This is a genomic window from Streptomyces hyaluromycini, assembly GCF_002217755.1.
Taxonomy (GTDB): domain Bacteria; phylum Actinomycetota; class Actinomycetes; order Streptomycetales; family Streptomycetaceae; genus Streptomyces; species Streptomyces hyaluromycini.
The window spans coordinates 1,041,649-1,054,792 of sequence record NZ_BCFL01000016.1; the positions used below are offsets into that span (position 1 = coordinate 1,041,649).

The 13,144-nt window shown below is 71.9% G+C and carries 12 protein-coding genes; 7 read left to right on the forward strand and 5 right to left on the reverse strand.

Going from position 1 to position 13,144, the window contains the following annotated elements; all coding sequences use genetic code 11:
- Positions 1-36: 36 nt before the first annotated feature.
- Positions 37-639 (forward strand): Maf family protein, encoded by a 603-nt coding sequence (locus tag SSP29_RS04750; RefSeq protein WP_089099172.1) that lies wholly within the window; start codon positions 37-39, stop codon positions 637-639.
- Here SSP29_RS04750 and SSP29_RS04755 read toward each other — a convergent pair.
- On the reverse strand, positions 611-1,156 hold the full coding sequence (locus SSP29_RS04755; protein WP_089099173.1) for a hypothetical protein: 546 nt from the start codon (positions 1,154-1,156) through the stop codon (positions 611-613). The genes SSP29_RS04750 and SSP29_RS04755 overlap by 29 nt on opposite strands.
- A gap of 374 nt (positions 1,157-1,530) precedes the next feature.
- Here SSP29_RS04755 and SSP29_RS04760 point away from each other — a divergent pair, with 374 nt between their 5' ends.
- Both SSP29_RS04760 and SSP29_RS04765 read left to right on the forward strand, forming a co-directional pair.
- On the forward strand, positions 1,531-3,303 hold the full coding sequence (locus tag SSP29_RS04760) for an acetyl/propionyl/methylcrotonyl-CoA carboxylase subunit alpha (protein ID WP_089099174.1): 1,773 nt from the start codon (positions 1,531-1,533) through the stop codon (positions 3,301-3,303).
- 71 nt (positions 3,304-3,374) lie between these two features.
- Positions 3,375-3,914: a TetR/AcrR family transcriptional regulator gene (locus tag SSP29_RS04765; RefSeq protein WP_089099175.1), complete on the forward strand. Its 540-nt coding sequence runs from the start codon at positions 3,375-3,377 to the stop codon at positions 3,912-3,914.
- Positions 3,915-4,010: 96 nt separating this feature from the next.
- Here SSP29_RS04765 and SSP29_RS04770 read toward each other — a convergent pair whose 3' ends face one another.
- Both SSP29_RS04770 and SSP29_RS04775 read right to left on the reverse strand, forming a co-directional pair.
- Complete coding sequence (locus SSP29_RS04770; RefSeq protein ID WP_089099176.1) at positions 4,011-4,979, reverse strand: DeoR/GlpR family DNA-binding transcription regulator; 969 nt, start codon at positions 4,977-4,979, stop codon at positions 4,011-4,013.
- 165 nt (positions 4,980-5,144) lie between these two features.
- On the reverse strand, positions 5,145-6,593 hold the full coding sequence (locus SSP29_RS04775) for an NAD(P)H-quinone dehydrogenase (RefSeq protein ID WP_089099177.1): 1,449 nt from the start codon (positions 6,591-6,593) through the stop codon (positions 5,145-5,147).
- Positions 6,594-6,689: 96 nt separating this feature from the next.
- Here SSP29_RS04775 and SSP29_RS04780 point away from each other — a divergent pair, with 96 nt between their 5' ends.
- From SSP29_RS04780 to SSP29_RS04795, 4 genes are all read left to right on the forward strand, one after another.
- Entirely contained in the window at positions 6,690-7,130 is a 441-nt protein-coding gene (locus tag SSP29_RS04780; RefSeq protein ID WP_089099178.1) for a gamma-glutamylcyclotransferase family protein, read from the forward strand.
- Positions 7,131-7,273: 143 nt separating this feature from the next.
- Complete coding sequence (locus SSP29_RS04785) at positions 7,274-8,098, forward strand: purine-nucleoside phosphorylase (RefSeq protein WP_089099808.1); 825 nt, start codon at positions 7,274-7,276, stop codon at positions 8,096-8,098.
- 353 nt (positions 8,099-8,451) lie between these two features.
- Positions 8,452-10,083 carry a phospho-sugar mutase gene (locus SSP29_RS04790; protein ID WP_089099179.1) on the forward strand — a complete coding sequence of 544 codons (1,632 nt, stop codon included), beginning with the start codon at positions 8,452-8,454 and terminating at the stop codon, positions 10,081-10,083.
- Positions 10,084-10,317: 234 nt separating this feature from the next.
- Entirely contained in the window at positions 10,318-11,505 is a 1,188-nt protein-coding gene (locus SSP29_RS04795; RefSeq protein WP_089099180.1) for a putative hexosyltransferase, read from the forward strand.
- Between the two features lie 4 nt (positions 11,506-11,509).
- Here the strand turns inward: SSP29_RS04795 and SSP29_RS04800 are convergent, their stop codons facing one another.
- Together SSP29_RS04800 and SSP29_RS04805 are read right to left on the reverse strand one after the other, a co-directional pair.
- A complete protein-coding gene (locus SSP29_RS04800; RefSeq protein WP_145968849.1) occupies positions 11,510-12,046 on the reverse strand; it encodes a hypothetical protein in 537 nt (178 codons plus the stop codon).
- Positions 12,047-12,282: 236 nt separating this feature from the next.
- Positions 12,283-13,143 carry a phosphate ABC transporter ATP-binding protein gene (locus SSP29_RS04805; RefSeq protein ID WP_089099182.1) on the reverse strand — a complete coding sequence of 287 codons (861 nt, stop codon included), beginning with the start codon at positions 13,141-13,143 and terminating at the stop codon, positions 12,283-12,285.
- Position 13,144: the final 1 nt, after the last annotated feature.

Consider the following 13,144-nt stretch of genomic DNA (forward strand, 5'->3'; position numbering starts at 1 on the left):
CGGCCCCCTGTCGGCCCGCACCGATACGCTGCCCCCATGCGCAGACTCGTCCTCGCCTCCCAGTCCCCCGCCCGGCTGAACCTGCTGCGCCAGGCGGGCCTCGCTCCCGAGGTGATCGTCAGCGGTGTCGACGAGGAGGCCGTCACCGCGCCCACCCCGGCCGACCTGGCCCTCGCCCTCGCGGAGGCGAAGGCGTCCGTCGTCGCCGCCCGCCCCGACGTCCAGGGCGCGATCGTGATCGGCTGCGACTCGGTGCTGGACCTCGACGGCCAGGCCATCGGCAAGCCGGCGGACGCCGAGGAGGCCACCGCCCGCTGGAAGTCGATGCGCGGCCGGGTCGGCACCCTGCAGACCGGGCACTGCGTGTGGGACACGGCGAGCAAGCGCTGGGTGTCGGCGACCGCGTCCACCGTCGTACGGTTCGGCGAGCCCACCGACGAGGAGATCGCCGCGTACGTCGCCTCGGGCGAACCCCTCTACGTCGCGGGAGCGTTCACCCTGGACGGCCGCAGCGCGCCGTTCATCGAGGGCATCGACGGCGACCACGGCAACGTGATCGGCATCAGCCTGCCCCTGGTCCGCCGGCTGCTGGCGGAGCTCGGCGTCGGCATCACGGAGTTGTGGGCGCCGGCGGAGTGAACGGTGCCGCGGGCGGCGTGTCGTTCTTCGCCTCCGGCTCGGGCTCCGGTTCCGGGGCGCTCTCGGAGCCGGAACCGGCCCCGCCCCCGTCGCCGCCCGCCGCCCCGGCACCACCGGCCCCGTCCGCCACTTGGTCGTACGTCATCAGCAGCAGCACCACGAGCGCGAGGACGACCACCATGTACAGGAACGCGGTCCAGCCGATCAGGCCCCACGCAAAGGCGCCCAGCAGGCCGTGTACGACCGCGACGCTGACCAGGAGCACCCGGCCCAGGCCGGCGGGCGCACGGTTGCGTACGGCGACCAGCAGGGCCACCAGGCCGCACAACGCGAAGTAGAGCCCGAAGACGACGGCGCCCGCCTTCGCGGACATCGACATCCTGTCCGGGTCGAGGCCGGCCAGGGACATGTCCTGGCGGTCGACGACCACTCCCATGAACCAGTTGAGTGCCGCGATCCCGAATGCCTCGACGAAGAGTATGACCGCCACGACCCACGCCACCGGTCTGCGCACCACCGGGTCCCACCCACTTTCGATCACGGCTCGACCGAGCCGGTGTTACTTGAAGTACGTTCAAGACATCGCGAACGCTACTAACGGGTAAACCGCGGGACAAGGGTCCGGTCGGCAGCAAAGAAACGTTGGGCCATTCGTAGGGACTCAACAAAGAAACGGAGTGGGGCGCGGCACGCTCTCACAGAGACCTTGACCACATGACGGAGCTAGGGTTTCCCGAAGGAGTCCTGCGTACTGAGGTGCGACAAGGGATTTCGCGGGTCGGGTGAGCCTCGCATCACGCTCCGTGTGGGCAAGCTCACCACCGGGGACGGGTCGAAGTGCCGTGTCGGCAGTCCCTAAACTCGGCTTGTTTCAAGGAGGGAGCCTCAATCGTGCGCAAGGTGCTCATCGCCAACCGTGGCGAAATCGCTGTCCGCGTGGCCCGGGCCTGCCGGGACGCCGGGATCGCGAGCGTGGCCGTCTACGCGGACCCGGACCGGGACGCTCTGCATGTCCGCGCCGCGGATGAGGCGTTCGCCCTGGGCGGTGACACCCCCGCCACCAGCTACCTGGACATCCAGAAGGTGCTCAACGCCGCCCGCGAAGCAGGCGCGGACGCCATCCACCCGGGCTACGGCTTCCTCTCCGAGAACGCCGAGTTCGCGCAGGCGGTCCTGGACGCGGGCCTGACCTGGATCGGCCCGCCGCCGCAGGCGATCCGCGACCTGGGCGACAAGGTGGCCGCCCGGCACATCGCCCAGCGCGCCGGCGCCCCGCTGGTGGCCGGCACCCCGGACCCGGTCTCCGGTGCCGACGAGGTCGTGGCCTTCGCCGAGGAGCACGGCCTGCCGATCGCCATCAAGGCGGCCTTCGGCGGCGGCGGACGCGGCCTGAAGGTCGCCCGCACCCTCGAAGAGGTCCCGGAGCTGTACGACTCCGCCGTCCGTGAGGCGGTGGCCGCCTTCGGCCGCGGCGAGTGCTTCGTGGAGCGCTACCTGGACCGCCCCCGGCACGTGGAGACCCAGTGCCTGGCCGACACCCACGGCAACGTGGTGGTCGTCTCCACCCGTGACTGCTCGCTCCAGCGCCGCCACCAGAAGCTGGTCGAGGAGGCCCCCGCGCCCTTCCTCTCCGAGGCCCAGGTCGCCGAGCTGTACCGCGCCTCCAAGGCCATCCTCAAGGAGGCCGGCTACGTCGGCGCCGGCACCTGCGAGTTCCTGGTCGGCCAGGACGGCACGATCTCCTTCCTAGAGGTCAACACCCGCCTCCAGGTCGAGCACCCGGTGACCGAGGAGGTCGCCGGCATCGACCTGGTCCGCGAGATGTTCCGGATCGCCGACGGCGAGGAACTCGGCTACGGCGACCCCGAGCTGCGCGGTCACTCGTTCGAGTTCCGCATCAACGGCGAGGACCCGGGCCGCAACTTCCTGCCCGCCCCCGGCACGGTCACCCGCTTCGACGCCCCCTCCGGCCCCGGCGTCCGCCTGGACGCGGGCGTGGAGGCCGGCTCGGTCATCGGCCCCGCCTGGGACTCCCTCCTGGCCAAGCTGATCGTCACCGGCCGCACCCGCGCCGAGGCCCTGCAGCGGGCCGCCCGCGCCCTGGACGAGTTCCAGGTGGAGGGCATGGCCACGGCCATCCCGTTCCACCGCGTCGTCGTCCGGGACCCGGCGTTCGCCCCCGAGCTCACCGGCTCCGAGGACCCCTTCACGGTCCACACCCGCTGGATCGAGACCGAGTTCGTCAACGAGATCAAGCCCTTCGCCGCCCCGGCCGACGCCGAGGCCGAGGAGGAGGCCGGCCGCGAGACGGTCGTCGTCGAGGTCGGCGGCAAGCGCCTTGAGGTCTCGCTCCCGGCGTCCCTGGGCATGACCCTGGCCCGCACCGGCCTCGCCGCGGGCGCCAAGCCGAAGCGCCGCGCCGCCAAGAAGTCCGGCCCGGTCGCCTCCGGCGACACCCTCGCCTCGCCGATGCAGGGCACGATCGTCAAGGTCGCGGTCGAGGAGGGCCAGGAGGTCAAGGAGGGCGACCTGATCGTCGTCCTGGAGGCCATGAAGATGGAGCAGCCGCTGAACGCGCACAAGGCCGGCACCGTCAAGGGCCTCGCCGCCGAGGTCGGCGCGTCCCTCACCTCCGGCGCCGTGATCTGCGAGATCAAGGACTGACGACACCCCGTACGGCATCGCCCGGCGAACGTCACCGCGTTCGCCGGGCGTCCGACCTTCCGGAACGGCCCATGCGCGCCGACGCCCGCCGCAACCACGACCGGCTGCTCGCCGAGGCCCGCACCGTCTTCGCCGAGCACGGCACGGACGCCTCCCTGGAGGACGTCGCCCGCCGGGCGGGCGTGGGCATCGGCACCCTCTACCGCCACTTCCCGAACCGGCACGCCCTGATGAGCGCGGTCTTCGAGGACGCGGTGAACGAACTCCTGGCCAGGGCCCGCGAGTTGCGGACCGCTCCCAACCCGTGCCAGGCCCTGCTGACCTGGCTCCACGAGGTGGTCGTCCACGCGGCGGCGTACCGGGGCCTGTCGAGGGCCCTGATGTCAGCGTCGCCGGACTCGGCCCTGTCCCGCTGCGGCACCCCGATGCGCGAGGCGGGCGAGGCCTTGCTGACCCGCGCTCAGGAGCAAGGCACCGTACGAGAAGACGTACAGATCACCGACCTCCTCCAACTCACCCACGCCATCGCCCTGGCAGCGGAGGAATCCCCGGGAGACCCGCACTTGGCGGACAGATTGCTGACCTTGACTCTGAACGGACTGAAGCACTAACCCCCCTAGGGGCGCGGGGAACGGCGCGAGCAACCACATACAACCCGCACCCGCCCATTCATATGCACCCCTACGGCGCCTAGGCACTCAAGCCCCTCACCTGCGCCGCATATCAGCAACCCGCCCCCGCTCAGCCCCCGTCGGCGGCTCCGCGCCCAGCATCGACGCCGACCGCAACCCCGCCCCCGGCCCCTGACTCCGCCGCGGCCCCGGCAGGGCGACGTCCCGGCGCTGTTGCTGATGCTGCTGGCGCGCCGGGACCTGGTCACCCCCCGGGTTCCCCGACGCCCCGGCCACGGCGATCTGCACCCCCTGATCGGCAAGGGCCTGCAGCTCGGTGACCGCACGGTCGTCGTGGGCCGGCGGCTCGTCCGTGACCAGCCGGGTGATGACATCGGTCGGCACGGTCTGGAACATGGTGTCCGTACCGAGCTTGGTGTGGTCGGCGAGGATCACGACCTCCGCGGCGGCCTGCACCAGCGCCCGGTCGACGGAAGCCGACAGCATGTTGGACGTGGACAGCCCCCGCTCGGCCGTCAGGCCGCTCCCGGACAGGAAGGCCTTCGAGACGCGCAGCCCCTGGAGGGACTGCTCCGCACCGGAGCCGACGAGCGCGTAGTTGGAGCCCCGCAGGGTACCGCCGGTCATCACGACCTCGACCCGGTTGGCATGGGCCAGGGCCTGTGCCACCAGCAGCGAGTTGGTGACGACGGTGAGGCCGGGCACTCTCGCCAGCCGGCGGGCGAGCTCCTGCGTGGTGGTACCCGCCCCGACCACGATGGCCTCGCCCTCTTCGACGAGGCCCGCGGCGAGATCGGCGATGGCCGTCTTCTCGGCGGTCGCGAGATGAGACTTCTGCGGAAAGCCGGACTCCCGCGTGAACCCGCCCGGCAGTACCGCACCGCCGTGCCGGCGGTCGAGGAGTCCTTCTGCCTCCAGTGCGCGCACGTCCCGCCGTACGGTCACTTCGGAGGTCTGGACGACGCGGGCGAGCTCACGGAGCGACACGGCCCCGTTCGCTCGCACCATTTCGAGGATCAATTGGCGACGTTCTGCAGCGAACACGAAACTGACAGTAACCCCAACGACCGTCTGCTTTCAGCAGTTTGCGCCGAATAGCAGAAGTTGTTCGCACAGTAGGGTCGGGAGTGGTATAGGGCTATCCATCCCGCCTATGCCGCACGCATGACCGGCAACTCCCCGTGACCAGCGGGGAGTCGGTTCCGGCCGTCAGAGCTCGCTGCCGGTCTTCCGCGTGTGCAGCTGCCGCGCCACCTCGGCGATCGACCCCGAAAGAGAGGGGTAGACGGTGAACGCGTTCGCGATCTGTTCGACCGTCAGATTGTTGTCGACGGCGATCGAGATCGGATGGATCAGTTCCGAGGCCCGCGGCGAAACCACCACACCGCCCACCACGATCCCGGTCCCCGGCCGGCAGAACATCTTCACGAAGCCGTCCCGGATGCCCTGCATCTTCGCGCGCGGGTTGCGCAGCAGGGGCAGCTTCACCACCCGGGCGTCGATCTTCCCGGCATCCACGTCCGCCTGCGTGTACCCCACCGTCGCGATCTCCGGATCGGTGAAGACATTCGACGACACCGTCTTCAGGTTCAGCGGAGCCACCGCGTCGCCCAGGAAGTGGTACATCGCGATACGCCCCTGCATGGCGGCCACCGACGCCAGGGCGAACACGCCCGTGACGTCACCGGCGGCGTACACCCCCGGAGCCGTCGTCCGCGACACCTTGTCGGTCCAGATGTGCCCGGAGTCGCGCAGCTTGACGCCGGCCTCCTCCAGCCCCAGCCCCGCGCTGTTCGGAATGGCACCGACGGCCATCAGACAGTGCGAACCGCTGATCACCCGGCCGTCGGCCAGCGTCACCTCCACCCGGTCCCCGACCCGCTTGGCGGCGGCGGCCCGCGACCGCGCCATGACGTTCATGCCACGGCGCCGGAAGACGTCCTCCAGAACGGCGGCCGCGTCCGGGTCCTCACCCGGCAGCACGCGGTCCCGCGACGACACCAGCGTGACCCTCGACCCCAGCGCCTGGTAGGCGCCCGCGAACTCGGCACCGGTCACACCGGACCCGACCACGATGAGCTCCTCGGGCAGCTCGGTGAGGTCATAGACCTGGGTCCAGTTCAGAATGCGCTCGCCGTCGGGCTGGGCGTCGGGCACCTCACGCGGATGCCCTCCGGTCGCGATCAGCACCGCATCCGCGACAAGCGTCTCCTCACTCCCGTCCGCAGCCGCGACCACGACCTTCCGGGACCCGTCGAGCGCCTGCATGCCCTCCAGCCGCCCCCGTCCCCGCATGACCCGCGCACCGGCGCGCGTCACCGAGGCCGTGATGTCGTGCGACTGGGCAAGGGCAAGCCGCTTCACACGCCGGTTGACCTTCCCCAGGTCGACCCCCACCACCCGTGCCGCCTGCTCCAGCGGCGGGGTGTCGTCGGCGACGATGATCCCCAGCTCTTCGTACGACGAATCAAAGGTCGTCATGACCTCGGCCGTAGCGATAAGGGTCTTCGACGGCACGCAGTCGGTCAGCACCGACGCTCCGCCCAGACCGTCGCAGTCGACGACGGTCACCTCCGCGCCGAGCTGCGCGGCCACCAGCGCCGCTTCATAGCCGCCGGGTCCGCCACCGATGATCACGATCCGAGTCACGTACTCCATTGTCCCGCACGCTTCAAGGTGCTAATGCCCGGGGGCCGCGCCCGGCGCTTCCCGGGACGGGAGTGACACCCGTGACGCCTGCCGTACCCTCTCTCCATGTCGTCGCTCTACGCCGCGTACGCCGGCAATCTCGACGCGCGGCTGATGTCCCGCCGCGCCCCCCACTCCCCCCTGCGCGCCACCGGCTGGCTGAACGGATGGCGGCTGACCTTCGGCGGCGAGCAGATGGGCTGGGAGGGCTCCCTGGCGACGATCGTCGAGGACCCCGTCTCCCAGGTCTTCGTCGGCCTGTACGACATCGCCCCGATGGACGAGGAGTCCATGGACCGCTGGGAGGGCGTCGCCATGGGCATCTACCGCCGCGCCCGGGTCCGCGTGCACACCCTGGAGGGCGAGGAGAGCGCCTGGCTCTACGTCCTCAACGGCTACGAGGGCGGCCTGCCCTCCGCCCGCTACCTGGGTGAGATCGCCGACGCGGCCGAGTCCGCGGGTGCCCCCCACGACTACGTGATGGAACTCCGCAAGCGCCCCTGCTGAGATCCCAAGCCCCACAGACCACCCACAGCCCACCCAAAAGTTACCCGCGTCACACCCCTGATCGGAAACGACAAGACAACGATCGCAATCCCATGAGCTCCGTCATCTACGCGCGTAGGCCCAGACCAGCTACTCTCATGCGCGTGAACGCATCTCTTCTTCCGGACGACATCCAGGGCGACCCCCACGCCGCCGCCGACGCGGCCGCCGCTCGCCTGCGCGAGCTCACGGGCGCCGAGACCCACGACGTCGCCCTCGTGATGGGCTCCGGCTGGGCTCCGGCCGTCGACGCCCTGGGCGCCCCCGACGCCGAGTTCCAGGTCACCGAGCTGCCCGGCTTCCCGCCGCCGGCCGTGGAGGGACACGGCGGCAAGATCCGCTCGTACTCCTCCGGTGACAAGCGCGCGCTGGTCTTCCTGGGCCGCACGCACTACTACGAGGGCCGGGGCGTCGCCTCCGTCGCACACGGCGTCCGCACCGCCGTGGCCGCCGGCTGCAAGACGATCATCCTCACCAACGGCTGCGGCGGCCTGCGCGAGGGCATGCGCCCCGGCCAGCCGGTCCTCATCAGCGACCACATCAACCTGACGGCGACCTCCCCCATCATCGGCGCCAACTTCGTCGACCTCACCGACCTCTACTCCCCCCGCCTGCGCGCCCTGTGCAAGGAGATCGACCCCAGCCTCGAAGAGGGCGTCTACGCGCAGTTCCCCGGCCCGCACTACGAGACCCCGGCCGAGATCCGGATGGCCCGCGTCATCGGCGCGGACCTGGTGGGCATGTCGACTGTCCTCGAAGCGATCGCTGCGCGCGAGGCGGGCGCCGAGGTCCTGGGTATCTCCCTGGTGACGAACCTCGCCGCGGGCATGACGGGCGAGCCCCTCAACCACGAGGAGGTCCTCCAGGCGGGCCGCGACTCGGCGGCACGGATGGGCGAGCTGCTGGCGCAGGTACTGGGCAGGCTCTGAGAACGCCATCCGGGTTGCCACCTGCGGCCCGAGTGCGCCCGCGGGTCCGTCGCGGCTGGTCGCGCAGTTCCCCGCGCCCCTTTCGGGGCGCTGCAGTCACCCCATGCCAGGATCGGGACGGGAGGCTGCGACTGCCGTCCGTCGCAAGTGATCGCAAGGGGACGGGGCGGGGAGTTTCCGCCCGCAGCGGCCGGCGTTCGTCGGCCCGCGCCATCCGAGATGCACCACCGCCGGCCCGAGGACGGAGACTCCCCGCCCCGGCCCCGACCCACCACCACCCGTAGGCGCTACGCGCACCCCCACCGAAGCAGCACAGGCGCCGCAGGCACACCACGAGAGGTTGGACGACGACCGTGCAAGACGATCTCATCGCCCGAGCCAGGACCTGGCTGGCCGAGGACCCCGACCCGGAAACCCGCGACGAGCTCGCCAAGCTCATCGAGGCCGGTGACCTCACCGAACTGTCGGCCCGCTTCAGCGGCACCCTCCAGTTCGGCACCGCCGGCCTGCGCGGCGAGCTCGGCGCCGGCCCGATGCGCATGAACCGCTCCGTCGTCGTCCGAGCCGCCGCCGGCCTCGCCGCCTACCTGAAAAACCACGGCCAGGCCACCGGCACCGTAGTGATCGGCTACGACGCCCGCCACAAGTCCGCCGACTTCGCCCGCGACACCGCCGCCGTGATGACCGGCGCCGGCCTCCGGGCCGTCGTACTCCCCCGCCCCCTCCCCACCCCGGTCCTGGCGTTCGCCATACGGCACCTGGGCGCGGTCGCCGGCGTGGAGGTCACCGCCAGCCACAACCCGCCCCGCGACAACGGCTACAAGGTCTACCTGGGCGACGGCTCCCAGATCGTCCCGCCCGCCGACGCGGAGATCGCCGCCGAAATCCAGGCAATCACCACCCTCCACGAAGTCCCCCGCCCCGACACCGGCTGGGAAACCCTCGACGACACCGTCCTGGACGCCTACCTGGCCCGTACCGACGCCGTCCTGGCCCCCGGCTCCCCCCGCACCGCCCGCACGGTCTACACGGCCATGCACGGCGTCGGCAAGGACACCCTCCTCGCCGCCTTCGCCCGCGCCGGCTTCCCCGCCCCCGCCCTCGTCAGCGAACAGGCCGACCCGGACCCCGACTTCCCGACCGTCGCCTTCCCCAACCCGGAAGAGCCCGGCGCGATGGACCTCGCCTTCGCGAAGGCCCGCGAGACGGACCCCGACTTGATCATCGCGAACGACCCGGACGCCGACCGCTGTGCCGCGGCCGTCAAGGACAACGGCACCTGGCGCATGCTCCGCGGCGACGAGGTCGGCTCCCTCCTCGCCGCCCACCTGGTCCGCCGCGGCGCCACCGGCGTCTTCGCCGAGTCGATCGTCTCCTCCTCCCTCCTCGGCCGCATCGCCGAGAAGGCCGGCCTGCCGTACGAGGAGACCCTCACCGGCTTCAAGTGGATCGCCCGCGTCGACGGCCTGCGCTACGGCTACGAGGAGGCCCTCGGCTACTGCGTCGACCCCGACGGCGTCCGCGACAAGGACGGCATCACCGCCGCGCTCCTGATCACCGAGCTGGCCTCGGTCCTCAAGGAGGAGGGCCGCACCCTCCTCGACCTCCTCGACGACCTCGCCGTGGAGCACGGCCTGCACGCCACCGACCAGCTCTCGGTCCGCGTCCAGGACCTCTCCCTCATCGCCGACGCGATGCAGCGCCTCCGCGAGCAGCCCCCCGCCGACCTCGCGGGCCTCCCCGTCACCAGGGCCGAGGACCTCACCCAGGGCACCGAGAGCCTGCCCCCCACCGACGGCCTCCGCTACACCCTCACCGGCGCCCGGGTGATCGTCCGCCCCAGCGGCACCGAGCCCAAGCTGAAGTGCTACCTGGAGGTGGTCGTCCCCGTGTCGACGCACGCCGGCCTCCCCACGGCCCGCGCCACCGCAGCCGACCTGCTCACGGCCATCAAGCGGGACCTGTCCGCGGCAGCCGGTATCTGACACCCCGGGGGCGCCCACGCGGCGGGCGCCCCCGGCCTGCTCCACGCCCAACCCCTCGGGCGGCGAATACCGACCGGACCGTACCGTCCGCGTTGACCCATGTACGGGCCCCTAGCACCCCATCGGGTGATTTACCGGCGGCAGTTGACGCGGGCTCCGCGCACCGCCCGGGCGGCCGGGAAACGGTGAACGGGTAACACCCGCCGAAGCAGCCGTCGTACTGGAGCCGCCGCCGTGTCCTCGACCGCCCCCGACACCGCCCCCCGCGGGCACATCCCGGGCACCCGACGACCCCACCACCCCGCCGCGACCGCCGCCCCCCGGCACGCCCTGCGCCGGGCGGCTCCCGCACTCGCCGCGTACCTCGCCGTACGGCTCACCGGACTGGTGTTCCTCGCCGTGTGGGCGCACCGGCGGCACCACGGGGTGTGGCCGATGCTGGCGACGCAGTGGGACTCCCGCTGGTACCTGGGCATCGCGGACCACGGGTACGCCCACGCACTCGGCACCGCCTACGACCACAACAACCTGGCGTTCTTCCCCCTGTATCCGCTCCTGGTCAAAGCGGTCGCGGTCCTGACGCCGGGCACCCGGGCCAGTACCGGCCTGGCGCTCGCCTGGCTGGCGTCCCTGATCGCCGCCTGGGGCGTGTTCGCGGTGGGCGACCGGCTGGCCGGCCGCCGCGTCGGGGTGCTGCTCACCGTGCTGTGGGCGGCGTACCCGGTGGGCCTGGTCCAGTGGATGGGCTACACGGAGTCCCTGTTCACGGCGTTCGCCGCCTGGACGCTGTACGCGGTGCTGACCGAGCGCTGGCTGTACGCGGCGGCCGGCTCGGTACTGGCCGGACTGACCCGACCGACGGGCATCGCCGTGGCCGCCGCCGTGACGGTCGCCGCGCTGCTCTCCCTCCGCTACCGCTTCTCGGCCCGCGCCCTGACGGCGGCGCTGACCGCCCCTCTCGGCTGGTGCGCGTACGTCGGCTGGGTGGGCGTCAGACTGGGCCGCTGGGACGGCTACTTCGCCGTACAGCGGATGTGGCACAACGAGCTGGACGGCGGCGCGGAGACCCTGCGCTGGCTGCGGCACCTGTTCGGGCAGGTCTCGCGCCCCGAGCTGTTCCTGGTGGTGGTGAGCCTGACGATGCTGGTCTCCGTCGTCCTGTTCGGACTCTCGGCGGCGGACCGGCAGCCGCTCCCGCTCCTGGTGTTCAGCGCGGTCCTGCTGCTGATCGTGGCGGCCAGCGGCGGCGTCTACTTCCCCCGCGCCCGCTTCCTCCTCCCCGGCTTCCCGTTGCTGCTCCCGGTGGCCGGCCACCTCGCCCGCGCCTCGACACGCGTACGTGTACTCGTCCTGACGACGGCCGTCGCGGGCTCGGCGTACTGCGGGGCGTACATGCTGCTGGTGTGGCCGAGCGCACCGTGAGCGGTCAGTCCCGCACGAGGTAGCTGAACCCCGTGTCCGGCCCCACGCACGACTGCAGGGTGAGGTCGCCCCAGTAGAGCCCGGCGGCCGGCGCGCCGCGGCCCGGGGTGACGTAGTTGGCGTACACGGTGTACGACCAGGTGCCGCGCGGGGTGCCGATCGTGACCCGGGTGCCGACACGGAGGGTGGCGAACAGGTCGAAGCCGCAGTAGTCGTGACCGACGATCACGACGGTCCGCATCTCGTAGCCGTCCTCGGTGCCGATGGTGGGACCCGCCCACTGCACGGCGTCCTCGCAGGCGTCCACCTCCTCCTGCCCGCCGCGGATCACGCCCGCGGACCAGGCGCCGATCCGGATGGTGGTGCCGCCCGCCCGGCCGGCCGCACCCGTGACTGCCTTCGGCGGCGCGGACGCGGACGCGGAGGCGGTCGGACGCCGGGACGACGTGACCGGCACCCGACGGGACAGATCCGGCCCCGGCACCCGGCCGCCCGCGCTCGCGGAGGCACGGGACGTCCCGGGCCGCGGGCCACGACGCACGGGCGGAGCGAGGGAGCCCGGTGCGGAGGCGGACACCGAGGGGGCCGGCGACGAAGGCGACGGAGACGGGGACCGCGTCACCGGCGCCGAGTCCGCGGACACCCGGTCCGCGGTGTCCGGGACCCGCGCCCCCGCCCCTGCCCTCTCCCCGGGGCCGCATCCGGCGACCAGCACCGCCGCCACGACCGCCACCGGCACCCCGGCGACCCGGCCGGCCCCCGGCCGCCGCCGCCCCGTCACCCGAAACGTCCGTTCACGTAGTCCGAAGTCCTCTCGTCCTGGGGCGAGTTGAACATCGCGTGGGTGTCACCGTGCTCGACGATCACACCGGGCGTGCCGTGCGAGGCGAGGAAGAAGGCGCAGTTGTCGGAGACGCGGGCGGCCTGCTGCATGTTGTGGGTGACGATGACGATCGTCACCTCGTCCTTGAGGTCGTGGATGGTCTCCTCGATACGGCGGGTGGACGTCGGGTCGAGCGCCGAGCACGGCTCGTCCATCAGCAGCACCCGCGGCCGTACGGCGAGCGACCGCGCGATGCACAGCCGCTGCTGCTGGCCGCCGGAGAGCGCGCCGCCGGGCTGCCGGAGCCGGTCCCTGACCTCCTTCCACAGGCCCGCCTTGGTGAGGCACTCCTCGACCAGGCCGTCCTTGCCGTCGCGGCTCGCCCTGATGGCGTTGAGCTTGAGGCCGGCGACGACGTTGTCGTAGATCGACATGGCCGGGAAGGGGTTGGGCTTCTGGAAGACCATGCCGATCTCGCGGCGGGCGTGGGTGATGCGCCGGCCGCGATCGTAGATGTCCACCTCGTCGAGGAGCACGCGGCCGGCCAGCGAGGCCGAGCCGATGAGCTCATGCATCCGGTTGAGGATGCGCAGGAAGGTCGACTTGCCGCAGCCGGAGGGGCCGATGAGCGCGGTGACCTGGCGCGCGGGCATGGTGAGCGAGACCCGGTCGAGGACCTTGTGGTCGCCGAACCAGGCGGAGACGCCGTCGGCGCGCAGGGTGGCGGGGCCGTCGCCGAAGCGAGGGCCGCCGTCCTGGCCGCTCTCGACGGGCGGCTGGACGACGGTGTCGACAAGATCGGTGTTCTCGGACATA

Coding starts and splice junctions, on each gene's coding strand:
- SSP29_RS04750 (WP_089099172.1), top strand. CDS start 37: ATGCGCAGACTCGTCCTCGCCTCCCAGTCCCCCGCCCGGCTGAACCTG.
- SSP29_RS04765 (WP_089099175.1), top strand. CDS start 3,375: ATGCGCGCCGACGCCCGCCGCAACCACGACCGGCTGCTCGCCGAGGCC.
- SSP29_RS04775 (WP_089099177.1), bottom strand. CDS start 6,593: ATGGAGTACGTGACTCGGATCGTGATCATCGGTGGCGGACCCGGCGGC.
- SSP29_RS04780 (WP_089099178.1), top strand. CDS start 6,690: ATGTCGTCGCTCTACGCCGCGTACGCCGGCAATCTCGACGCGCGGCTG.
- SSP29_RS04805 (WP_089099182.1), bottom strand. CDS start 13,143: ATGTCCGAGAACACCGATCTTGTCGACACCGTCGTCCAGCCGCCCGTC.